At 73.3% G+C, this 22,464-nt stretch carries 16 protein-coding genes and 1 riboswitch; of the genes, 11 read left to right on the forward strand and 5 right to left on the reverse strand.

What is annotated here, in order from left to right:
- Positions 1-17: 17 nt before the first annotated feature.
- Positions 18-704, forward strand: coding sequence for an ABC transporter ATP-binding protein (locus tag ACN267_RS27430; protein WP_204958155.1), 687 nt, complete (start codon positions 18-20; stop codon positions 702-704).
- Positions 705-781: 77 nt separating this feature from the next.
- Positions 782-1,957, forward strand: coding sequence for an ABC transporter permease (locus ACN267_RS27435; protein WP_204958156.1), 1,176 nt, complete (start codon positions 782-784; stop codon positions 1,955-1,957).
- A 161-nt stretch (positions 1,958-2,118) separates the two neighbouring features.
- Here ACN267_RS27435 and ACN267_RS27440 read toward each other — a convergent pair whose 3' ends face one another.
- Positions 2,119-3,879 (reverse strand): hypothetical protein, encoded by a 1,761-nt coding sequence (locus tag ACN267_RS27440; protein ID WP_281902481.1) that lies wholly within the window; start codon positions 3,877-3,879, stop codon positions 2,119-2,121.
- 974 nt (positions 3,880-4,853) lie between these two features.
- Here ACN267_RS27440 and ACN267_RS27445 point away from each other — a divergent pair.
- Positions 4,854-5,303 (forward strand): DoxX family protein, encoded by a 450-nt coding sequence (locus ACN267_RS27445; protein ID WP_281902483.1) that lies wholly within the window; start codon positions 4,854-4,856, stop codon positions 5,301-5,303.
- 48 nt (positions 5,304-5,351) lie between these two features.
- Here ACN267_RS27445 and ACN267_RS27450 read toward each other — a convergent pair whose 3' ends face one another.
- Positions 5,352-6,095, reverse strand: a complete 744-nt coding sequence (locus ACN267_RS27450) for a hypothetical protein (RefSeq protein WP_281902484.1) — start codon at positions 6,093-6,095, stop codon at positions 5,352-5,354.
- A gap of 276 nt (positions 6,096-6,371) precedes the next feature.
- Positions 6,372-6,507, forward strand: a riboswitch (SAM riboswitch).
- Positions 6,508-6,515: 8 nt separating this feature from the next.
- On the opposite strand from ACN267_RS27450, the gene thrC reads away from it, so the two are divergent.
- The 3 genes from thrC to paaN all read left to right on the forward strand — a co-directional run bounded on the left by thrC (position 6,516) and on the right by paaN (position 11,009).
- Entirely contained in the window at positions 6,516-7,802 is a 1,287-nt protein-coding gene (gene thrC, locus ACN267_RS27455) for a threonine synthase (protein WP_204957549.1), read from the forward strand.
- Positions 7,803-8,119: 317 nt separating this feature from the next.
- A complete protein-coding gene (locus ACN267_RS27460) occupies positions 8,120-9,283 on the forward strand; it encodes a GNAT family N-acetyltransferase (RefSeq protein ID WP_421490513.1) in 1,164 nt (387 codons plus the stop codon).
- Between the two features lie 52 nt (positions 9,284-9,335).
- Positions 9,336-11,009: a phenylacetic acid degradation protein PaaN gene (gene paaN / locus ACN267_RS27465; RefSeq protein ID WP_281902489.1), complete on the forward strand. Its 1,674-nt coding sequence runs from the start codon at positions 9,336-9,338 to the stop codon at positions 11,007-11,009.
- A gap of 196 nt (positions 11,010-11,205) precedes the next feature.
- Here paaN and ACN267_RS27470 read toward each other — a convergent pair whose 3' ends face one another.
- Positions 11,206-11,736: a GNAT family N-acetyltransferase gene (locus tag ACN267_RS27470; protein WP_204957551.1), complete on the reverse strand. Its 531-nt coding sequence runs from the start codon at positions 11,734-11,736 to the stop codon at positions 11,206-11,208.
- Between the two features lie 223 nt (positions 11,737-11,959).
- On the opposite strand from ACN267_RS27470, the gene ACN267_RS27475 reads away from it, so the two are divergent.
- The 3 genes from ACN267_RS27475 to groL all read left to right on the forward strand — a co-directional run bounded on the left by ACN267_RS27475 (position 11,960) and on the right by groL (position 15,511).
- Positions 11,960-12,163, forward strand: a complete 204-nt coding sequence (locus tag ACN267_RS27475; RefSeq protein ID WP_067305333.1) for a cold-shock protein — start codon at positions 11,960-11,962, stop codon at positions 12,161-12,163.
- 774 nt (positions 12,164-12,937) lie between these two features.
- Positions 12,938-13,609, forward strand: a complete 672-nt coding sequence (locus tag ACN267_RS27480; RefSeq protein WP_421489981.1) for a hypothetical protein — start codon at positions 12,938-12,940, stop codon at positions 13,607-13,609.
- A gap of 279 nt (positions 13,610-13,888) precedes the next feature.
- Complete coding sequence (gene groL / locus ACN267_RS27485) at positions 13,889-15,511, forward strand: chaperonin GroEL (RefSeq protein ID WP_204957553.1); 1,623 nt, start codon at positions 13,889-13,891, stop codon at positions 15,509-15,511.
- 111 nt (positions 15,512-15,622) lie between these two features.
- Here the strand turns inward: groL and ACN267_RS27490 are convergent, their stop codons facing one another.
- On the reverse strand, positions 15,623-18,145 hold the full coding sequence (locus ACN267_RS27490; RefSeq protein ID WP_421489982.1) for a S8 family serine peptidase: 2,523 nt from the start codon (positions 18,143-18,145) through the stop codon (positions 15,623-15,625).
- Positions 18,146-18,608: 463 nt separating this feature from the next.
- On the opposite strand from ACN267_RS27490, the gene ACN267_RS27495 reads away from it, so the two are divergent.
- A complete protein-coding gene (locus ACN267_RS27495) occupies positions 18,609-20,450 on the forward strand; it encodes a glycerol-3-phosphate dehydrogenase/oxidase (RefSeq protein WP_372445935.1) in 1,842 nt (613 codons plus the stop codon).
- Between the two features lie 73 nt (positions 20,451-20,523).
- Positions 20,524-21,018 carry a hypothetical protein gene (locus ACN267_RS27500; RefSeq protein WP_281902497.1) on the forward strand — a complete coding sequence of 165 codons (495 nt, stop codon included), beginning with the start codon at positions 20,524-20,526 and terminating at the stop codon, positions 21,016-21,018.
- A 15-nt stretch (positions 21,019-21,033) separates the two neighbouring features.
- On the opposite strand, the gene ACN267_RS27505 is transcribed toward ACN267_RS27500, so the two are convergent.
- A complete protein-coding gene (locus ACN267_RS27505) occupies positions 21,034-22,434 on the reverse strand; it encodes an FAD-binding oxidoreductase (RefSeq protein ID WP_421489983.1) in 1,401 nt (466 codons plus the stop codon).
- Positions 22,435-22,464 lie beyond the last annotated feature (30 nt).

Raw genomic sequence — 22,464 nt, forward strand, 5'->3', positions numbered from 1 at the left:
CCGCCGGCCCCGACCACGTGGTCGAGCTGCGCGACGTCACCAAACGGTACGGCGACACGGTCGCCGCCCTCGGCGGGGTGTCGATGACCGTCGACCGGGGTGCCCTGGTGGCCATCGTCGGCCCGTCCGGGTCGGGGAAGTCCACCATGCTCAACGTGATCGGCACGCTGGACCGGCCCAGCTCGGGCGCGGTCCACATCGACGGGTACGACGCCGCCCGGCTGTCCGACCGGGAGTTGTCCGCGTTGCGGGCCAGCCGGATCGGGTTCGTGTTCCAGCAGTTCCACCTGGCTGCCGGCGTACCCCTGGTGGAGAACGTGGCGGACGGCCTGCTCTATGCCGGGGTGCCCCGGCGGGAGCGGCGGCGGCGGGCGGAGGCGGCGCTGCGACGGGTCGGCCTGGGGCACCGGCTGGACCACCGGCCGCACCAGCTCTCCGGCGGCGAGCGGCAGCGGGCGGCGATCGCCAGGGCGGTGGTCGGTGAACCGCCGTTGCTGCTGGCCGACGAGCCGACCGGCAACCTCGACTCCAGCTCCGGTGCGGGGGTGATGGAGCTGCTGCACGAACTGCACGCGGCCGGCACCACCGTCGTGGTGATCACCCACGACCGGGAGATCGCGGCGAGCCTGCCCCGGCAGGTGCAGATGCGCGACGGGCTGATCGTGGCGGACTCCGCCGCGCCTACCGAAGGGGTGCTGCGATGACCACGACACCGGTGCGGCCGACCGGCGCGCGACGTCGGGGTGACGCCGGGCGGCCGGAGCGGCTGCGCCCGGCCCGGATGAGCCCGCGTGACGTGCTGCGGGTCGGCGGCGTGGGACTACGCACCCGGCCGCTGCGGGCGTTCCTGTCCGCCCTGGGCATCGCCATCGGCATCGCGGCGATGATCAGCGTGGTCGGCATCTCGTCGTCGTCCCGGGCCGACCTGGACCGGACGCTGGCCGCCCTGGGCACCAACCTGCTCACCGTCGCGCCGGGCAGCACCCTGTTCGGCGCGGACGCCCAACTGCCGGTCGAGGCGGTCGGCATGATCAGCCGGATCGCCCCGGTACGCCAGGTGTCGGCCACCGCGCAACTGGCCGACACCCCGGTCTACCGGTCGGACCGGATTCCGGAGGCGCAGACCGGCGGCCTGGGCACCCAGGCGGTGGAGCTGGACCTGCTCGACACCGTCGGCGGCTCGCTGGCCAGCGGGACCTGGCTCAACGAGGCCACCGCGCGGTATCCGGCCACGGTGCTCGGGTCGGTGGCCGCGCAGCGGCTCGGCCTCGGTGCGGCCGGGCCCGACATCCAGGTGTACGTCGACGGGCGGTGGTTCACCGTGATCGGCATCCTGCGGCCGGTCCCGCTCGCCCCGGAACTCGACTCGTCGGCGTTGGTCGGCTGGTCGGCCGCGACCACCTACCTCGGCCTGGACGGGCATCCGACCCGGATCTACACCCGCTCGGCCGAGCAGCACGTCGAGGCCGTCCGGGCGGTGCTGGCGGCGACGGCCAACCCGGAGCAGTCCAACGAGATCCAGGTCTCCCGGCCGTCGGACGCGCTCGCCGCCCAGCAGGCCACCGACGAGGCGTTCACCGGCCTGCTGCTCGGGCTCGGCGCGGTGGCGTTGCTGGTCGGCGGGGTGGGGGTGGCCAACACCATGGTCATCTCGGTGATCGAGCGGCGGGCCGAGATCGGGTTGCGGCGGTCGCTGGGCGCCACCCGGGGGCAGATCCGGACCCAGTTCCTCGCCGAGTCGCTGCTGCTGTCCGCCCTGGGCGGCGTCGGCGGGGTGCTGCTCGGCGGCCTGGTCACCGCCGGTTACGCCAGCTCGCAGGGGTGGCCGACCGTGGTGCCGCTCTGGGTGGTGGCCGGCGGTATCGGGGCGACCATCGCCATCGGTGCGTTGGCCGGGCTCTACCCGGCGATCCGGGCCAGCCGGCTCTCGCCCACCGAGGCCCTCGCCACCCCGTGACGGCCCCGGGCCCGCCCGGCGGCACCTCGCCCGGTGGGCGACGTGCCGCCGGGTGACCCCCGATCCGCGCGCCACACCCGTGCGGGCAGGTGGCGTGCGGGCGGTGCGGCCCGGCGGCCGGTGGAACCCCGGGCCGCCGGGCCACGGTCAGCCGGCCGGCGTCACCGGCGGCTGACCCGGATCAGCTCCCAACCCCCCTTGGGGACGCCGGGCGTCGGGTCGGTACGCAGGTTCATCGGGTTCGCCATCCCGACGTAGAGCGTGGTCCCGTCCACGATCATCGTGCGTACCCCCTGGTTGAGCGGGTTGCCGAAGCCTCCGGTGTCGACCGCGCGGGCGGGTTGGTCCGACCCGTCGAACGCCCAGAGGTCCGAGCCGAAGGTGGGCGGGGTGGTGGTGGCACCGGCCGGCGGCGTCGGCATCTGCCCCTCCAGCGAGATGTAGGCGAAGTCCATGGTGCCGATGTAGAGCCGGCCGCCGGCCACCGCCATCTTCCAGGCGTACAGGTTGAACGGGTCGCCGAAGCCGGAACCGCCGTAGACCGGGGTCACGCCGGTGGGTGCCGGCGCCCAGGCGCCCACGCCGTTGTTCGCGGCCGGGTCGAAGGCCGGCAGCGTCGACTCGCCGTAGAGCGTCTCGATCCGTTCGTGGGCTCCGCCGAGGTTCTGGCCCCGGAAGACGGCGAACGCCCGCTGGGTGTTCTGCACGGTGGCCTGGAGCTGCGCCGGGGTGCGCGGCGGGTACACCGAGACGTGCAGGGCGGTCGCCTGCAGCGGCACGTGCATGGTGCCCCAGTAGAGCTGGCCGCCGAAGGAGGCGAGCCCACCGAGGGCGTACGCCCGGCGGACCACCGGGTCCGGCTCGTACTCGGCGGCCGACCAGACCTGCGTCCAGTTTCCGGCGTCCTCCGGGTTGAGGCCGGGGGTGCCGACGGCGAGCAGCGGGCTCCGCCAGATGCTGGCCAGGTCGTTGACGTCCTCGGCCGGGGGTGCGAGTGGGGTGCCGCTGTCGCCGGGGGCGGTGGCCACCGTGCTGACCGGGGACGGCGCGACGGAGCCCTCGACGACCGCCTTCGGCCAGGTGGAGACGTAGAGCCGGCCCTGGTGTTCGGTCAGGTCGGCGACCTGGGTGGGCAGGTCGGCGACCTCGGTGAAGCTGAATGGGGTGGTGCGGTCGCCGGTCCAGCGCAGCACCTTGCCCGCCTCGCCGCCGTTGATGCCCACGCCGACCCCGGCGTAGAGCACGCCGGCGGCGACCACCCAGTGCCTGATGTTCTCGTACGCGGAGAGGTTGGTCGAGCCGAGGTACCGGCCGGTGATGCCGTCGAAGGCGAACACGTTCACCCCGCCGAGCACGCTGGGGCCGGCGAGCAGTACGACGCCCTGGTGGGCGGCGGCGCTGCGCAGCCCGGCCGTGGTGTTCAACAGGTTGGCGTCCGCCGGGGAGGCCGACGTGATGTCGGCGGTGCGCTCGGTGAGCCGTTCGGTGGCCAGGTCGTAGGTGTAGACCTCGGGTGCGCGGTGGTCGCCGAGGGTGGCCGGCCAGGCCGGATTGTTCCGGGCCGGCTGGCTCTGGTTGAACTCGCAGACGTAGTCGTCGTTGAGGATCGGTTCCCGGACCTGGTAGCCCTTGGGCTTGAGGCAGAGCACGTTCGCTCCGGTGCCGAACCAGAGCCGGCGGCCGGCCTGGGCGAGCCCCCAGACGTACGACTGGTTGACCTTGGGTTGTCCCTCGGCGCAGGGCGGCCCCGGAGGGTAGTCGACCCCGACACCGGCGAAACACTCGTCGGCGGCGGCCTTGGCGAGCAGCCGTATCGATTCGGACGGGGTGTCGGCGCTGGCCGGGGTGGCGAGAACGGGTAGCAGAATCAGCGTGCCGAATGCGGCCAGAAGTCGTGACGGCAGGAGTGGTCGACGTCGCACGGTGGTCCTCTCCGTGAATGCTGGTCGAGGTGGCGTCAGCCGGGACGGGGAGTGGGCAGACCGCTCTCGACCAGGGCGAATGGATAATCGACGTGACGCGCGGAATCGCAGCACCGGTCGCCCGGGGTGCCTCGTACGACGGAAATAGGAAATTGTCGACACGGGCATCACGGGCCGATGGGTGTGGTGTGGACGGCTGATGAACAGGGGGGTGGGTCCGCAGTTCCGGGCGTAACGTGGTGACGAGGCTAACGTATTACGTAGGTCGATGTCGTGGTACTGGTTGTTAAGGATTATTGAACTGCCCGGGGGGTCGGCCGGGGCGCTGGGTGGCGGCTCGGAGGTGCCGCAGGATGCCCGGGGGTGGCGTCGCGAAAATTGCTGATGGGTCCGGCTTTCGGGGTGTCCCGGGAATATCGCGCCAACCGGTTGCTGTCGTCCGAAGCCGGCGCACGGGCCGGGGCGGACGGTCCCGGGTGTCGGCCGCCGCCGGGGTGGCCGGCTCGCTCCACGCCTGTCGGCGCGCTCAGTGAACGTGCACGTCGCACGGTGTGGTGCGGGAGTGTCGGCCGGGAGCGTCGGTCGGGGAGCCGCGCCGGCTGCGTCGCGGCGGGAGGTGGTGGTCGGGGTCGGATGGTTCCACCGCCCGTTGGGCGATGCGCCCGCCACGGGTCACGCGAATTGTGCGCATATTCATTTACCATAAACGGGAGGTATGAACTTGATGACAGTTAATTAATAGTTAACAATCATTATGTTCCGTGCCGCGCCGACGGCCCCGCGGGTGGTCGGCCCGGGGTGTGGGGGCGGGGTGGGGGTCGGTCGGCCGGCGTCGGCCGGCGGGCGGTGACCCGGGGTGTGGAAGGTGGGGTATTGTCTCGCGACGGGATCTTCCCAGTAACAAAGAATTTATCGATTTAAGTGCTTCGATGCCTCATCATGGGTGGGAAGTAATCCCTTCCATGGAGGTTCCCATGAACGTCTCTCGGCTCGGCGGGCCGACCCTGTCCCTGTACCGCATCGTCATCGGCCTGCTGTTCATGCTGCACGGCCTGTCGTCGGTCTTCGGGTTGTTCGGCGGCAACCCGATGACCGGCAAGGCCGTCCCGCTCGGCACCTGGCCGGGCTGGTGGGCCGCGCTGATCCAGCTGGTCTGCGGCGCACTCGTGCTCGCCGGTCTGTTCACCCGGCCCGCGGCGCTGCTCGCGTCCGGCTCGATGGCGTACGCCTACTTCGTGGTGCACCAGCCCGAAGGGCTGCTGCCGATGCGCAACGGTGGGGAACTGTCCGCGCTGTTCTGCTGGTCGTTCCTGCTGATCGCGGTGCTTGGCCCGGGTTCCTGGGCGCTCGACACGCTGCTCGGCGGCCGGCGTTCCGACGCCCCGGCGACCCCGGTGTCCGAGCCCAGCTCGGTGCCGGTCTGACCCACCGATCCGGGTCGCCGGGGCAGGTGGCCCCGGCGACCCGTCCGGTCAGGGGTTGTAGGGGGCGTCGGAGTGGCTCACCTCGGTGAGCGTGCTGCCGGAGAGCTTGTAGACCGACGTGCGCCTGATGTCCAGTTCGGCCATGCCCCGGCTGGGGCTGCGGGTCAACCAGACGACGGTGGCCCGCCGCCCGGCCACACTGATCGACACGACCGGGGTCCGGTCGCCGAGGTCGGTCAGCGCCCGGAACACCGGCAGGCCGCCGCTGTTGCGCCACACCGCGACGGTGTAGAAGGTGCCGCTGCCCCCGGAGTTGACCGAGACCACACCGACCGCGTCGTCCGCGCCGTCGCCGTCGAGGTCGCCGATGCCGCAGGGCTTCTGGAGCGTCACGGTCGCGCCGTCCTCGCCCGACCACTGCCCCTCGGTCAACGGCAGGTAGTCCGGGTAGCCGTTGTAGGGCGTCTTGCTGCTGCCGAGCTTGGCGCCCGCCAGATGGGCGCAGGTCAACGGAGCCTTGACCACAGGTGCCGGGGCGGTGGTGGTGGCCGCCGGGGCGGTGCCGGAGGCGCTCTTCTGCTGCGGGGCCGGCTTGGCGCTGGTGGGCATCGGGTCGGGCGTGGTCGCGTTCAACACCGAGGCGGTGGAGGGCTCGGTGGACGGGCTGACCGTGGGCGTCGCCGCCTCCGTCGGGCCCTGCTCACCCCCGCACGCGGTGAGCAGGCAGACCAGGGCGAGGCTGGTGAGGCTCAACGGGATCCGTCGCATGGCCGGGGGGTCCTCTCTCGACATCAGGTGACCGCACCGTACTGATCGATGGCAATATCGGTCATCGGCTCCACGGGCGGCCCGGGTCGGCCTGTCGGAGCGCGGTCAGGGGCCGACCGGGGGGCCGGCGTACGGCTTTCCCGGCCCGGTGCGTACGGCCGTGTTGAGCTGGAAACTTCCCCGAAACAAGGGTGCCGGCCGGGGTGCCCGGCCGAGGTCCGGCAGCGGGGTGGCTCACACCGTGGGAAGCCGGCTGGGCGAAGGCCGCGAAGCTGCCTAGACTCGGTCCCACAACTGCATACCTCATCCAGAGGGGCTGAGGGATACGGCCCGACGACGCCCCGGCAACCACCCCGCGCGCTCATCGCTGAGCGTCCGGCGGGGCAGGTGCCAATTCCGTCCCCGCCGCAGGGTGCGATGCGGGGAAAGATGAGAGGAATCGACATGACGTCGACGCTCGCCGCCCCCGGTATCGACACCACCGCCAGCCCCGCCCGCGCGCTGGTCTGCCGCGCCTGTTCCGCCCGCTACCCGCTCGCCGCGCAGCACGCCTGTCACGAGTGTTTCGGCCCGCTGGAGGTCGACTACGACACCGCCGCGCTGGCCCGCGTCACCCGGGAGCAGATCGAGGCCGGCCCGCAGAACATCTGGCGGTACGCCGCCCTCCTGCCCGCCGGCCAGGACCCGGCCACCCGGGTCACCCTCGACCCCGGGCTGACCCCGCTGGTGGCCGCGCCCAACCTCGCCGCCGAGCTGGGCATCAGCGCGCCGCTGTGGGTCAAGGACGACAGCGCCAACCCGACCCACTCGTTCAAGGACCGGGTGGTCTCGGTGGCACTCACCGCCGCGAAGGCGCTCGGCTTCGAGCGGTTCGCCTGCGCCTCGACCGGCAACCTGGCCAACTCGGTGGCCGCCCACGCGGCCCGCGCCGGTGCGCCCTCGGTGGTCTTCATCCCGGGCGACCTGGAGCAGGGCAAGGTGATCACCACCGCCGTCTACGGCGGCGACCTGGTCGCCATCGACGGCTCGTACGACGACGTGAACCGGCTCTGCGGTGAGCTGGTGGAGACCGACGAGTTCGAGGACACCGCCTTCGTCAACGTCAACGTCCGGCCCTACTACGCCGAGGGCTCCAAGACCCTCGGGTACGAGGTGGCCGAGCAGCTCGGCTGGCGGATCCCGGCCCAGGTGGTCATCCCGATGGCCTCCGGCGAACTGCTCACCAAGATCGACAAGGCGTTCACCGAGCTGGTCGAGATCGGCCTGGTCGAAGCGCCGGCCGGGGGCTGGAAGGTGTTCGGCGCCCAGTCGGCAGGTTGCAACCCGATCGCCGCCGCCCTGCACGCCGACACCGACACCATCACCCCGGTCCGGCCGACCGGCATCGCCAAGTCGCTCAACATCGGTGACCCCGCCGCCGGCCTGTACGCCCTGGAGGCGGTCCGGCGCACCGGCGGCTGGATGGAGTACGTCGACGACGACGAGATCCGCGCCGGCATCCGGCTGCTGGCCCGCACCACGGGCGTCTTCGCCGAGACGGCCGGCGGGGTGACCGTGGCGGTGCTGCGCAAGCTCGTCGAGTCCGGTCGGCTCGACCCGACCGCCGAGACGGTCGTCTTCAACACCGGCGAGGGCCTCAAGACCATCGACGCGGTCGCCGGTCAGGTCGGCCCCACCCACCGGATCAAGCCGTCCCTGCGGGCCGCCCGCGACGCCGGCCTCCTCGCCTGAACCCGGCGCGCCGCCCGCACCCTGCGTGGTCGGCCCCGTGCGCGTGTCGATCATGGGCGCTGGGCGGCCCGAGTGGATCTCTGGGTGACCGGGTTTTCGCGGTGGGTGGTGAAAACCCACCGGGAAGGACTTGACGGCAGGAACCGGGCGGCGGAAGATGCTCCGTGCGGGAGGGCTTTCGCCGGAGACTTTTCAAGTTCTTGCGACCCAACGCCGGAGGCGTTGTGCGAACGTCCCTCCCGACCAACGTGAACCGGGGGCCAGCGGAAATCCGCTGGCCCCCGATGTCGTCCACGGGAAAGACTCGCGGCGTGGCCCTGGACATCGCAACGATCGACCGGACCGATCAGCCCACCCTCGACGCGGCCTACCGGATCGCGGCCACGGTCGAGGCGACGGAATCGCCCGACCTGCCGCCGCTGTGCCGGCGACGGTTCGAGGCGGCGCTGTGGCACCCGATGCCCGGCATCGACACCAGGTGGTCGGTGGCCCGGCTCGACGGGGTGCCCGTCGGCTGGGTCCGGATCAACCTGCACCTGCTGGACAACACCGAGAACGCCAGCATCGAACTGGCCGTGGATCCGGCGTACCGGCGGCGCGGAGTGGGACGGGCATTGGCCGCCCACGCGCGGCGGCTGCTCCGGGAGGCCGGTTGCAAGCGGGTGGTCGGCTCCGCCGTGACCCCGCTACCGGACGGGCCGGGCGGGGCGATCCCGGGCGGGACGACGCCGGTCGGGCCGGGTGCGTCGGCGTCAGGCGGTCCGGGTGGGACGACACCCGATGAGCCGGGTGCGTCGGCGTCGGGTGGCCTGGGCGGGCAGCCGTCGGCCGGAGCGGCCGGGGCCACCCCGGTGGGGGAGTTTCCCGGGGCCGCCTTCGCGGCGGCGCTCGGCGCCCGGCCGGCGCTGGTCGACGTCCGCCGCCGGCTCGACGTCACCGCGCTCGACCGGGACCGGCTGGCGGCGCTGCGGGCCAGGGCGCAGTCGACCGCAGCCGGCTACCGCACCGTCCGCTGGCACGGCCACCCGCCGCCGGAACACCTCGCCGACCTCGCCTACCTGGAGGGTCGGCTGCTGGCCGACGCACCCCTGGGCGACCTGGAATGGGAACCCGAGCGGATGGACGCCGAGCGCCTCCAGGGCATGGAGCGGGCGCTGGACGCGCGGGGCGTCCGCCGGTACAGCGTCGCCGCCGTGCACGGGGCGTCCGGCCGGTTGGTCGCCTGGAGCGTGCTCAGCCTGGCCGCGAACACCACCCGGCACGCCTGGCAGCAGATCACCATCGTCGACCCGGCCCACCGGGGGCACCGGCTCGGCCTGCTCTGCAAGGCCGAGAACCTCGAACACACCCTGGCGTACGAGCCGGAGCTGGGCGCGGTCGACACCTACAACGCGGCGGCGAACAGCCACATGATCGCGATCAACGAGCAGCTCGGGTTCCGGCCGGTGGCCGGGTCCACGGAGTGGCAGTTGACCATCTGAACTGTGACACGCCCCTACTGATCTGGTCGTGATCTGTTGCATGATGGCGGGCATGACGGAGACCCCGCACCCGCTGTACGACAGGCACGCCGACACCCTGCACCGCGCGCTGACCGCGATCACCGAACGCGGGTACTGGTCCGCCTACCCCGAATCGCCCAGCCCCCGGGTGTACGGCGAGACCGCCGCCGCCGACGGCAGGGCCGCCTTCGAGGCGTACCTCGGTGGGGACTTCCCGCTCGACCAGCCCGGCGCGGGCGACCGGGTGGCCACCGAGACGAGCCCGTTCGGGGTGGCCCTGGACGTGCGCTACCCGCACCCGGGCGCGGACGAGGTGGTCGCCGCCGCCTCCGCCGCCCTGCCGGCCTGGCGCGACGCCGGCCCACAGACCCGGGCGGGAGTCTGCCTGGAGATCCTCGCCCGGCTGCACAAGCACATCTTCGAACTGGCCAACGCGGTGCAGTTCACCAGCGGCCAGGCGTTCGTGATGGCGTTCCAGGCCGGTGGCGCGCACGCACTGGACCGGGCCCTGGAGGCGATCGCCTACGCGTACGCCGAGATGACCCGGCACCCGGGGACGGCCGGCTGGGAGAAGGCCGCCGGCAAGGGCGACCCGCTGCGGATGACCAAGACGTTCCACGTGGTGCCGCGCGGGGTGGCCCTGGTCATCGGTTGCAACACCTTCCCGACCTGGAACTCGTACCCCGGGCTGTTCGCCTCGCTGGTCACCGGCAACCCGGTGGTGGTCAAGCCGCACCCCCGCGCGGTGCTGCCCCTGGCGATCACCGTGAAGTACGCCCGGGAGGTGCTCGCCGAGGCCGGCTTCGACCCCGACCTGGTGCTGCTCGCCCCCGAGGCCCCCGGCGAGAAGCTCGCCTCCACCCTGGCCCTGCACCCCGCCGTGAAGATCGTCGACTTCACCGGTTCCACCGGGTACGGCGACTGGCTGGAGGCCAACGCCCGGCAGGCGACCGTCTACACCGAGAAGGCCGGCCTGAACACCGTCGTCATCGACTCCACCGACGACTTCGCCGGGATGTGCCGCAACCTGGGCTTCACGCTGACCCTCTACAGCGGACAGATGTGCACCACCTCGCAGAACATTCTGATCCCCGCCGCCGGCATCGACACCGACCAGGGGCACAAGAGCTTCGACGAGGTGGCCGCCGGCATCGCCGCCGCCGTCGGGAAGCTCACCGCCGATCCGGCCCGGGGGGTGGAGCTGACCGGCGCGATCGTCAACGACGGGGTGTTGGAACGCCTCGACGAGGTCACCAAGGTCGGTGAGGCGGTGCTGGAGTCGCGTACCGTCACACACCCGGCGCTGCCCGACGCGGTGGTCCGGACGCCGACCATCGTCAAGCTCGCCGCCACCGACACCGAGGTCTACGGCCGGGAGTGGTTCGGGCCGATCTCGTTCGTCATCGCCACCGACTCGACCGCGCACGGCCTGGAGATCCTCCGGTCCACCGTGGGCGAGTGCGGCGCGCTGACCGCCGCCGTCTACTCCACCGACGAGGCGGTGCTGGACGCCGCCGAGGCCGCCGCGATCGACGCCGGGGTGCACCTGTCGGCCAACCTCACCGGCGGGGTCTTCGTCAACCAGTCCGCCGCCTTCTCGGACTTCCACGGCAGCGGCGCGAACCCGGCCGCCAACGCCGCCCTCACCGACGGCGCCTACGTGGCCAACCGCTTCCGCATCATCCAGTCCCGCCGCCCCGCCTAAACCCCACCCCGCCCGCCCCGCCCCACCCCGTCCGTCCCGCCCCCGTCCGGCCAGCCCCGGTGATCAAGAGGTTTGCGTCAGATCCGGGCGGCTGGTTGACCTGAACCTCTTGATCACTTGACCTAAACCTCTTGATCACGGGGGAGGCCGGGCGGGGCGGGGGAGGGGGAGGGGAGGGAGGGGGAGGGGCGGCGGGTCAGGCGGGGCGGCGCATCTGGAGTTCGTTGAGGGCGGGGATCTTGGGGTGCGGGACGCGTACCCCGGTGTCGGTGAAGCCCAGGCGACGGTAGGCCCGGCAGGCCCGGTCGTTGCCGACCACCACCTCCAGCATGAGCTGTGGCCGGCCGCAGGCGCGCGACCAGGCGGCGACCTCGTCGATCAGCGCGCCGAGCAGGCCGGTACCCCGCCACGTGGGGGTCACGTAGACCGCGTAGACCACCGTCAGGCCCGGCTCGTCGGGGGAGATGGTGCCGCCCGCGTGCCCGACCAGCCGGCCGCCGGGGTCGGCCACGAACTGGGCGGTGTGGCACCCCTGGGAGACGTACGCGACCCGGGCCGCGTAGTCGGCGTGCGGGCGGGCGGCTGCCTCGGCGACCGTCTCCAGGAAGGCCAGCGGCGCGTCCGCGAGCATCTCCAGCCGCAGCGCCCGCATCCGGGCCGCGTCCTGCGGACGCACCCGGTGCACGGGGGCCGTGCGGGTCGCCGGTGGGGCCGGGGCAGAGGTCATGCAGGCATGCATACCGCAGCGACGTTCACCGATGGGTGACCGGGTCGATACCCGTCTGATTTGCCCCTATTTGTGGTCGTGCGCTGTCGTCACTCCTCGTGTAGCGTGCGATTTCGGTCACCGATTCAGCGGCCCTCACCGACCGCCGGAACGGTGGCTCTCCGCTGTCGGCCCGCCGGCAATCCGGAGTTGGGGAACGCCGCGCAGAGTGAGGAAGTGCACCGTGGCACAGGGCACCGTCAAGTGGTTCAACTCCGAAAAGGGCTACGGCTTCATCGCCGTCGACGGCGGGCAGGACGTCTTCGTCCACTTCTCCGCCATCGAAATGGACGGCTACAAGGCGCTCGACGACGGTCAGCGGGTGGAGTTCGAGATCGCCCAGGGCCAGAAGGGCCCGCAGGCCGAACGGGTCCGCGTCATCGCCTGACCTCCTCGCCGGTCCCGCCCCTCCCCGGTGACGGGGCGTACCAGGTCCCGCCCCAGGGCCGCCCCCGTGGCCGGGGGTTCCTACCTCCGGGCCGTCCCCGGCGGTCGGGCGGGTCTCACCTCCGGGCCGCTCCGGTGGTCGGGGCGGGTTCGGGCCCGTCGGGCCGTCCGGGTGGCGGCTGGCGGCGCAGGCCGGTGCCGGGAAAGATCGTGAACCGTCCAGGCGTCCCGCTGAGGAGGGTTCATGTCCGACCAGTCGCCTTCGGGCCCGCCCGACCCCGCTGCCGGGTCCCCGGGCGGCCCGTGGGGGCAACCGCCTTCGGGCACGCCCTCCGGCCAGCAGCCCTCGGGCACACCCTCCGGGCAACCCGCCTGGGGCACGTCCCCCGGGCAGCCTGGCTGGGGCACGCCCTCCGGGCAACCCGCTTGGGGCACGTCCCCCGGGCAGCCTGGCTGGGGCGCACCGTCCGGGCAGCCCGGGTGGGGTCAGCCCGGTTGGGGTCAGCCCGGGGTCGGGCCGCCTGGCTGGGGCCAGCCGCCTGCCGGCAGCCTCCCGCCGGGGGTCGGTCCGTACCCCGGCCAGGGTGGCGGTCCTGCGCCGTACGCCGGCCGGTGGGGCCCGGAGGACCCGCTGGTCAACCCCCCGTACGCCGGCCTGGAGGGGTGGTTCGGCAGGTGTGCCGGCGCGGTACGACGCAGCTGGCGGCCCCTGCTGCCGTTGCTGCTGCTGACCCAGGTCGTGCCGGCGGTGGCGGTGTCCCTACTCTCGCTCGGCATGGGACCCGACGCGACCGTGCTGCCCGCCGACGGCTCGTTGCCCGAGGACTACCTCAGCGACCTGGTGATCTACGGCGTCTCGGTGTTCCTGGTCGCGCTGGCGTTCGGGGTGGTGCAGGGCATCGGTTGGGCCGGTGGCACCTGGGTGGTGACCCGACAGGCCGCCGGCCAGCCGGCCGACCTGCCCGGCGCGCTGCGCTACGGCGCGCGCCGCTGCCTCGGCCTGTGGGGCTGGATGCTGGTGCTGGGCGTGCTCATCGGCGTGGGGTTCTGCCTCTGCCTGCTGCCCGGCGTCTACCTGGCCCTCGCCCTCGCCCTGGCCGGCCCGGTCTACCTGTTCGAGGGGCAGAACCCGGTCGGCCGCTCGTTCCGGATGTTCCACGACCGGCTGGGCATGGTGCTCGGCCGGGTGGCGCTGGTCGCACTGGCGGTGCTCCTCGGCAGCGTGCTCGGCGGGGTGGTGGAGTCGGTCGGCACCGTGCCGTTCGGCACCGACCCGTTCACCGCGCCGGGCACCGCCGTGGGCGCGGTGGCGGTGATCCTGGTCAGCGCGGTGCTGGTGCTCCCCGCCTACCTCGTGCAGCTGGTCGGACTCGTCGTGACGTACGCCGAGCAGCGGGCGCAGGAGGGGCCGGTGAACGTCACGCGACTGGTGGCGGAACTCGGCTGACCGGCCCCATCGTGCTTGCACTCGGCAGGGGAGAGTGCTAAACAAGTCATTGGCACTCGCATACGATGAGTGCCAATGGTCGGGGCGGTAGGGCCACGGTCACACAGGCGTCTCGATGGCGTCGGCGTGGCACATGGCCGGTCGTCGCGGGCTGTCCGGCCCGACCGAGGAGGACGTCGTCGTCGCCAGGTGGCGACGTCCCCAAGGTGCGTACACCAGGCGGCCCGTCCGGGGCACAACACCCGGGTGGCCCGTGAGTGTCCAGGAGGACAACGCCGTATGGCCAAGATGATCGCGTTCGACGAAGAGGCTCGCCGCGGCCTCGAGCGGGGCATGAACCAGCTCGCCGACGCCGTGAAGGTGACCCTCGGCCCCAAGGGCCGCAACGTGGTGCTCGAGAAGAAGTGGGGTGCCCCCACCATCACCAACGATGGTGTGAGCATCGCCAAGGAGATCGAGCTCGAGGACCCGTACGAGAAGATCGGCGCCGAGCTGGTCAAGGAGGTCGCCAAGAAGACCGACGACGTTGCCGGTGACGGCACGACGACGGCGACCGTCCTGGCCCAGGCCCTGGTGCGCGAGGGTCTGCGCAACGTGGCCGCCGGTGCCAACCCGATGGCCCTGAAGCGGGGCATCGAGGCTGCCGTGTCCAGCGTCTCGGAGGAGCTGTCCAAGCTCGCCAAGGACGTCGAGACCAAGGAGCAGATCGCCTCCACCGCCTCCATCTCCGCCGGTGACAGCACCGTCGGCGAGATCATCGCCGAGGCGATGGACAAGGTCGGCAAGGAAGGCGTCATCACCGTCGAGGAGAGCAACACCTTCGGGCTGGAGCTGGAGCTCACCGAGGGCATGCGCTTCGACAAGGGCTACATCTCCGCGTACTTCATGACCGACCCGGAGCGTATGGAGGCCGTCTTCGACGACCCGTACCTCCTGATCGTCAACAGCAAGATCTCCTCGGTGAAGGACCTGCTCCCGATCCTGGAGAAGGTCATGCAGTCGGGCAAGCCGCTGCTGATCATCGCCGAGGACATCGAGGGCGAGGCCCTGGCGACCCTGGTCGTCAACAAGGTCCGGGGCACCTTCAAGTCGGTCGCCGTCAAGGCGCCGGGCTTCGGTGACCGCCGCAAGGCCATGCTCGCCGACATCGCCATCCTCACCGGTGGCCAGGTCATCAGCGAGGAGGTCGGCCTCAAGCTCGACGCCGTCGGCCTCGACATGCTGGGCCGCGCCCGCAAGGTCGTGGTGACCAAGGACGAGACCACCATCGTCGACGGTGCCGGCGACGCCGACCAGATCCAGGGCCGGGTCAACCAGATCCGGGCCGAGATCGACAAGAGCGACTCCGACTACGACCGCGAGAAGCTGCAGGAGCGGCTGGCCAAGCTGGCCGGTGGCGTCGCGGTGATCAAGGTCGGCGCGGCCACCGAGGTCGAGCTCAAGGAGCGCAAGCACCGCATCGAGGACGCCGTCCGCAACGCGAAGGCCGCCGTCGAGGAGGGCATCGTCCCGGGTGGTGGCGTCGCGCTGGTGCAGGCCGGCAAGACCGCCTTCGACAAGCTGGACCTGACCGGCGACGAGGCCACCGGCGCGCAGATCGTCAAGATCGCGCTGGACGCCCCGCTGCGGCAGATCGCCGTCAACGCCGGCCTGGAGGGTGGCGTCGTCGTCGAGCGCGTCCGCAACCTGGACGCCGGGCACGGCCTCAACGCCGCCAGCGGTGAGTACGTCGACCTGCTGGCCGCGGGCATCATCGACCCGGCCAAGGTGACCCGGTCGGCGCTGCAGAACGCCTCGTCGATCGCGGCGCTCTTCCTCACCACCGAGGCCGTCGTGGCGGACAAGCCGGAGAAGACCCCGGCCGCCCCGGCTGGCCCGGGTGGCGGGGACATGGACTTCTGAGTCCAGTTCCAACCCCGAACGGGGCGGGCCGCGCGAGCGGTCCGCCCCGTTCCGTGTCCACGGCCCGTACCCACCACGGCCCGTGCCGGCCCACCCCGGTGACGGGAGCGATCAGCGGCGGGCGGCCCGCACCGCCGCGTACGCGTCGACCAGCCCGGCCCCGCTCGACGCCGTCACCGGGCCGCAGCTGAGGTCGGCGGGCCCGGCCGGCTGCGCCGTGTCCCGCAGGATGTTCCGGGTCCGCGCGAGATCCCCGACCAGCGCCGGATTCGCCGACCACATCAGCGCCACCACGCCCGCCACCTGCGGGGTGGCCATCGAGGTGCCGTCCAGCGTGGCGTAGCCGCCGCCGGGCATCGCGGACCTGATGCCCTCCCCCGGGGCGACCAGATCCGGCTTGACCACCCCACCCGCGACGGGACCCCGGCTGGAGAACTCGGCGACCACCCGGTCCCGGTTCACCGCCCCCACCGTCAGCACGTCCGCATACGGGGCCGGCGGGTCGACGATCGACCCGCAGTCCGGGCCGGTGTTCCCGGCGGCAGCCACCACCAGGATGCCCGCCGCCTCCAGGGCGGCGGTCGCCGGACGCAGCGCCCCCGGATCGCAGCCCTCCACCGGTGGGCACCCCCACGAGTTGGTCAGCACGTCCGGGGCGCGCGCCGGGCGTCCGTCGGTGAAGGGGTCACCGCCGACCGGGAACGGTGCCAGCATGAACTGGAGACAGTCCAGGTAGTGCGCCGGGCTGCCCAGGTTGCGATCCAGGTTGACGCAGCCCACCCACTGCGCGCCGGGCGCCACCCCGATGCCGTCCCGCCCCACGGCGCTGCCGGCGGTGTGGGTGCCGTGGCCGCCGGAGTCGGCGGGGGAGCGGGTGTGGTTCCACGGGTCGTACCAGGAGTCGTCGCCGCCCCGGAAACCGGCGGCCAGCGCCGGGTGGGTGCCGTCGACCCCGGAGTCCGAGCTGCCGACCACCACCCCGGAGCCGGTGACGGACAGCTCCGACCAGACCCGGTCGGCCCCGATCATCCGCAGGTTCCACTCCGGCCCGGTCGGTGCCGGCTGGTCGCCCCGACTGACCGGGGCGGGTGCGGGCAACGGGCGGAGCCGCTGGCTGACCAGCACCCGGGCCACCTCAGGGCGGCCGGACAGCCAGGCCCGCACCGCCGGCCCGCCGTCGGTTTCGATCGCGTTGACCAGGTAGTACGGCGTGGGGTCGAGGCCCAGCCGGTTCAGGTCCCGGCGCAGCCCGCCCTGGGTGCGCTCGGCGGTGGCGACGAGCCTGCGGTACACCTCGGCGGTCCGCGCCTCCCGGCCCGCCCGGCCGGGCGGGCCGGCGGGGATGTCGGAGAGGTCAGCCTGCTCGCGGAGTACCACCAGCAGCCGTTCGCCGTACAGGCCGGGCTGACCGGCGGCCACGTCGACCACCCCGACGGTGAGCAGCAGGACGGCCGCGCCCGACGCGGCGACCAGCCGGCGCGGCGCACGCCCGCGCGGCCTGGCGAGCAGCACCCCGTACCCGATGGCCAGCAGGACCGCGACGGCGAACCCGACGCCCGAGGCGACCATGACCCAGTACGGGACGTCGCGGGTGGTGGCCAGCAGGACCGAGATCTCCTCCGGGTCGGTGAGCGCCAGCGGGCCGAACACCGCCAGGCCGACCAGCCAGCGCACCGGTGCCGGCCCGGCGGGCCGGCCGGCCCGCCGGGCCGCCACCTGGCACGCGCCCAGCGCGAACCCGACGGGCGGGACGAAGAGCAGCGCGGGAAGTTGGACGCCGGAGTGGCCGGTGCCCGCGCCGACCAGCAACAGGACCACGCCGGCGACCAGGCCGCCGACCAGCACGGTACGGGCGGCCCGGGGTGGCCCGTCACCGGTGAAGGGGGCCCAGAACCGGTCGTCGAGCAGTGCTCCGGCGAGCAGACCGACCGCCGTCGCGGCGAGCGCGGCGAGCACCGTCTCCAGCAGGCCGCCCAGCGCGCCGAACCGGACCCACGGCAGCAGCAGCGCCAGCCCGGCGGCGACCGCCAGCAGGGTGACCGCCTGCGGCCGGCCGACCCCGCCACCCGGTCCGCGACCGTGGTCGGTCTGCTGGCTGCGCTGCCGGTGACGGTCGGCGGGTGTGGCGGGCCCGTGCGTGGGGTCGGTGCCCTCGGGGGCGGTGGTCGGGGCGGGCATGGCGGCGGCCGGCTGGGCCGGGGCGGGCAGCCGGGCGGCCAGCAGCGCGAGCAGCGTCGCCGTCGCGGCCAGCGCGGCCAGGTACGCCTCGTGGTGGACCTGCGGCAGTGCCCGCAGCGACCCGAGGGCGACCAGGGCGAGCGCGGCGGCGAGCCAGACCCGGCCGGTGACCCGGACCCGGGGGGAGCGGGGGAGCAGGGCCAGCAGCAGCGCGGGCAGGCCGACCAGCAGGGCGGTGGCCAGGCTGAGCGCCGGCCAGAGCCACGCCTGCCGGTCCCAGCCCGCGGCCACCTGCAACTGCTCGACCGACCAGCCGACCGCCTGGAGCAGCACGGCGAGGGTGACCGTCCAGCCGCCGGCGAGGGCGGCGGCCACCACCGGCCACGGGCTCGACGGACGGGCGGCGGCGCTCGGCGGGAAGCCGTAGCCCGGCGGAGGTGGTGTGTCGGCCAACATCCGGAAACAGTACGACGTACGGCGCCGTCCGTCGGCGGTGCCGGTCCGACGCCGGTCCCGCCCGCCGCTGCTTCCACCTCCCGCGTTCCGTCGTTCTCCCCGGTCGCCGACTCCGTCCCGTGGTCACGGAAAGTGACGGAAGGTGGGGTGTGGACGCTACCTTGCGGATCCTTTGCTCTGCTGCCCTGGACGCAGCGGTCACTGAAAGTGCGCGTCGCGTGGAGAGCAGCAGAGCAAAGGGGCCGAGGGAGGGAGGTGGAGTGTGGGCGGGAGATGCGGCGATCGGGCTGGTCGCGGCAGTGGGGGGCGGTGTGCGAGGAGGGGGGAGTCGACGGGAAGCTGATTACGGAGCGTAATCTAGCCGATCCGGGTGGGTGTTGCTCAGCGTAACCAGGTGGGCGGCGGGGAATCTGGCCGGTTCCGGGCCTGCTGCGGGCGGGACCCGGCGGGTTACGGTGGACGGGTGCGTGACCCCAATGTGACCCGATCCGCCGCCGGTCAACTCTCCCCGCAGCGCCGCGCCGCCGACCTGCGCCGGCTCCGGGCCGAGCGGTTCGACGTACTGGTCATCGGAGGTGGGGCGACCGGGGCCGGGGCCGCGCTCGACGCCGCCTCCCGGGGGCTCAAGGTCGCCCTGGTCGAGGCCCGCGACTTCGCCGCCGGCACCTCCAGCCGGTCCAGCAAACTGATCCACGGCGGCCTGCGCTACCTGGAACAGTTGGAGTTCCACCTGGTCCACGAGGCGCTGACCGAGCGAGGGTTGCTCGCCACCCGGCTCGCCCCGCACCTGGTCCGGCCGGTCCCGTTCCTGATCCCGCTCCCCGCCGGGCGGGGGCTGCGCGACCTGCCGGCCCGGCTGTTCCGCCGCTCCTACTACGGGGCCGGGGTGGCCGCCTACGACGCTTTCGCCGGGCTGTTCGGCACCGGCCGGGGGATGCCGCTGCACCGGCACCTGACCCGTGAGGGCGCCCGCCGGGTCTTCCCCAGCCTGCGGGCCGACGCGCTGGCCGGGGCGATCCGCTACTACGACGGGCAGGTCGACGACGCCCGGCTGGTGGTGACCCTGGCCCGCACCGCCGCCAGCCTCGGCGCGACCGTGGTGAGCAGCGCCCGCGCCGTCGGGCTGGTGCGGCAGGCCCGCGAGGTCACCGGGGTCCGGGTCCGTGACCTGGAGGCGCCCCCCGGCTCCCCGGACGCCGAGTTCGAGGTACGCGCCCGTACCGTCATCGCCGCCACCGGCGTGTGGAGCGACGACATGTCCCGGATGCTCAACGACGTCGGGCTGCGCCCCGGGGTGCGGGTCCGGGCCTCCAAGGGGGTGCACCTGGTGGTGCCCCGCTCGGCGATCACCGGCGAGACCGGGCTGATCGTGCGCACCGCGACCAGTGTGCTCTTCGTCATCCCCTGGGGCGGGCACTGGATCATCGGCACCACCGACACCGACTGGCGGCTCGACCGCTCCCACCCGGCCGCCTCCGCCCGCGACATCCAGTACCTGCTCGACCAGGTCAACCTGGTGCTGGACCGGCCGCTGTCCAGCGCCGACATCGAGGGCGTCTACGCCGGGCTGCGTCCGCTGCTCGCCGGTGAGGCCGACTCCACCTCCAAGCTCTCCCGGGAACACGCCGTCTTCGAGCCGATGCTCGGACTGCTGCTGGTGGCCGGCGGCAAGTACACGACCTACCGGGTGATGGCCGCCGACGTGGTCGACCGGGCCGCCCACCGGCTCGGCGGCGTACGCCCCTCGCGCACCGCCGACCTGCCGCTGCTCGGCGCCGACGGCTACGCCGCGATGTGGCGGGACCGGGCCGACCTGGCCCGCCGGCACGGGGTGCCCGTCGGGGTGGTCGAACACCTGTTGGAGCGGTACGGCACGCTCACCCTGGAGGTGCTGGCGCTGATCGCCGCCGATCCGCTGCTCGCCTCGCCGCTGGCCGGCGCACCGGAGTACCTGGCCGCCGAGGTGACCTACGCCACCCGCTCCGAGGGGGCGCTGCACCTGGAGGACGTGCTGACCCGGCGTACCCGGATCTCCTTCGAGACGACCCACCGGGGTCTCGACTCGGCCGGGCACACGGCGGAGCTGATGGGGGCGGTGCTCGGCTGGGACGCGGCCACCCGGGAGCGGGAGATCGCGCACTACCGGGCCCGGGTCGAGGCCGAGCGGGAGTCGCAGCTCATGCCGGACGATGCGACCGCCGACGCGGCCCGCCTCGGTGCCCCCGACGTGCGGGGTTTCGCGGCCGACCGGGGTGCCGACGGGGTGGAGGACGGCCCGCTGCACCTGCCGACATCGTCGCGCTGACCGGACCCGGGGCGGCGGTGCGGGGCCGGTCGGCCGGTTCCCGATGGCAGCGGGGTGGGATAGGTTCCGGCCCGTGGTTCCCCCTCAGTGGTCACGCGCGTTCCTCGTCCCCGCCGTCATGACGGTCACCCTGACCGGCTGCGCGCTGGTCGACCGGCAGGGCGGGTCCACGGCGGAGGGTCGGGGCGGCACGACAGCGCCGGGGGCGACCCGGGTCAGCCTGATGCAGAAGCTCGGCGAGGACGGTCCACTACGCTCGCTGACCGTCGAGCCGGACGGCCGGTGGGAGTGCGCCGACTGCGCCGGCGACGGGGTCACCTCGGCCGGTTCGCTGGACCCGGAACAGGTGCAGCGGTTGCACCGGCTGCTGGCCGACCCGCGGCTGGCCCAGGAGACCGACCAGGCCCGCCGGTACCGGGCGACCTGCATCGACGCGTTGACGTCCAGCCTGCTCACCACGGCTGGTCTGATCACCTCGCAGGACTGCCCGGGTGAGGAACGCCCGGCGGTGGCCGGCGAGATCCTGCTCCTGCTCACCCAGGCCACCCCGGCCGAGCCGACCCGCTGAGCCGAGCCGGCCCGCTCAGAGCACCTTGCCCGGGTTGAACAGCCCCGCCGGGTCGAGCGCCGCCTTGATCGCCTGGTGCACCCGGACGCCGACCGGGCCGATCTCCCGGGCCAGCCAGTCCCGCTTGAGCAGCCCGACGCCGTGCTCGCCGGTGCAGGTGCCACCGAGTTCCAGCCCGAGCCGGATGATCTCGTCGAAGGCCCGTCGGCCCCGCTCCAGGCTCGCCGGGTCGGCCCGGTCCACCACGATGTTCGGGTGCAGGTTGCCGTCACCGGCGTGACCGACCACCCCGATCGGCACCCCGCACTCGTCGGCGATCCGGGCCACCCCGTCCAGCAGCGTGGCGAGCGCCCCCCGGGGCACCGCCACGTCGTCGATGATCAGCCCGCCGTTGCCGTCCGGGTAGGTGTCGACGGCGAACTTCTCCATCGCCGGGTGGGCCAGCCGGCGGGCCTGGAGCAGCGCCGCCGCCTCCACCGCGTCGGTCGCCGCGTAGACCTCCTGCGCGCCGGCCGCCGTGCAGACCCCGGCGATCCGGGCCAGGTCGTCCGCCGCCCGGGGGCCGGTGTCGGCGGCGGCGAGCAGCAGCGCCTGCGCATCGGTCCGCAACCCCATCGGCCGGTACGCCTCGATCGCCCGCAGGTGCGTCCGGTCCAGCAGTTCCAGCAGGCTCGGGGTGAGGCCCTGCGCGGCGATCCCGGCCACCGCCGTACCCGCCCCGGCGGTCGAGTCGAAGACCGCCACCATCGTCAGCGACTCCTCCGGCGCGGGCCGTAGCGCCACGGTGACCTCGGTGATCACGCCGAGGGTGCCCTCCGCGCCGACGAAGAGCCGGGTCAGGTCGTACCCGGCCACGCCCTTGGCGGTACGCCGGCCGGTGCGCAGCACCTCGCCGGAGGCGAGCACCACCTCCAGCCCGAGGACGTACTCGGTGGTCACCCCGTACTTGACGCAGCACATCCCGCCGGCGTTGGTGGAGACGTTGCCGCCGATGGTGGAGGACTCCCAGGAACCCGGGTCGGGCGGGTAGTACAGGCCCTGTTCCCGCACCGCGCGGGCCAGCGTGGCGTTCACCACGCCCGGCTGCACCACGGCGATGCGGGCCACCGGGTCGATCTCCCGGATCGCGGTCATCGCGACGGTGCTCACCACCACCGCGCCGTCCACCGCGTTCGCCGCGCCGGCCAGCCCGGTCCGCGCCCCCTGCGGCACCACGGGTACGCCGTGCCGGGCCGCCGCCCGGACCACCACCACCACCTGTGCCGTGTCCCGGGGGCGGACGACCACCAGCGGCGTGCCGGCGGCGCAGAGGTCCGCCTCGTCGCGCCGGTGCAGCCGGAGCAGATCCGGATCGGTGAGGACGGCCTCGTCGCCGAGAGCCGCCCGCAGGTCGTCGAGGAGGAGGGAGCCAGCCATGCGGCCGAGGCTAACCGGCGGCTAGATTGG

The organism is Micromonospora sp. WMMD734 (assembly GCF_049178975.1).
Classification (GTDB): Bacteria; Actinomycetota; Actinomycetes; order Mycobacteriales; family Micromonosporaceae; genus Micromonospora; species Micromonospora wenchangensis.

Bases quoted from the DNA above. Each gene is read 5' to 3' on its own strand.
- ACN267_RS27470 (WP_204957551.1), bottom strand. From the start codon at position 11,736: ATGACCTCTGCCCCGGCCCCACCGGCGACCCGCACGGCCCCCGTGCAC.
- ACN267_RS27490 (WP_421489982.1), bottom strand. From the start codon at position 18,145: ATGTTGGCCGACACACCACCTCCGCCGGGCTACGGCTTCCCGCCGAGC.
- thrC (WP_204957549.1), top strand. From the start codon at position 6,516: ATGACGTCGACGCTCGCCGCCCCCGGTATCGACACCACCGCCAGCCCC.
- ACN267_RS27435 (WP_204958156.1), top strand. From the start codon at position 782: ATGAGCCCGCGTGACGTGCTGCGGGTCGGCGGCGTGGGACTACGCACC.
- paaN (WP_281902489.1), top strand. From the start codon at position 9,336: ATGACGGAGACCCCGCACCCGCTGTACGACAGGCACGCCGACACCCTG.
- groL (WP_204957553.1), top strand. From the start codon at position 13,889: ATGGCCAAGATGATCGCGTTCGACGAAGAGGCTCGCCGCGGCCTCGAG.
- ACN267_RS27480 (WP_421489981.1), top strand. From the start codon at position 12,938: ATGGGACCCGACGCGACCGTGCTGCCCGCCGACGGCTCGTTGCCCGAG.
- ACN267_RS27445 (WP_281902483.1), top strand. From the start codon at position 4,854: ATGAACGTCTCTCGGCTCGGCGGGCCGACCCTGTCCCTGTACCGCATC.
- ACN267_RS27450 (WP_281902484.1), bottom strand. From the start codon at position 6,095: ATGTCGAGAGAGGACCCCCCGGCCATGCGACGGATCCCGTTGAGCCTC.
- ACN267_RS27505 (WP_421489983.1), bottom strand. From the start codon at position 22,434: ATGGCTGGCTCCCTCCTCCTCGACGACCTGCGGGCGGCTCTCGGCGAC.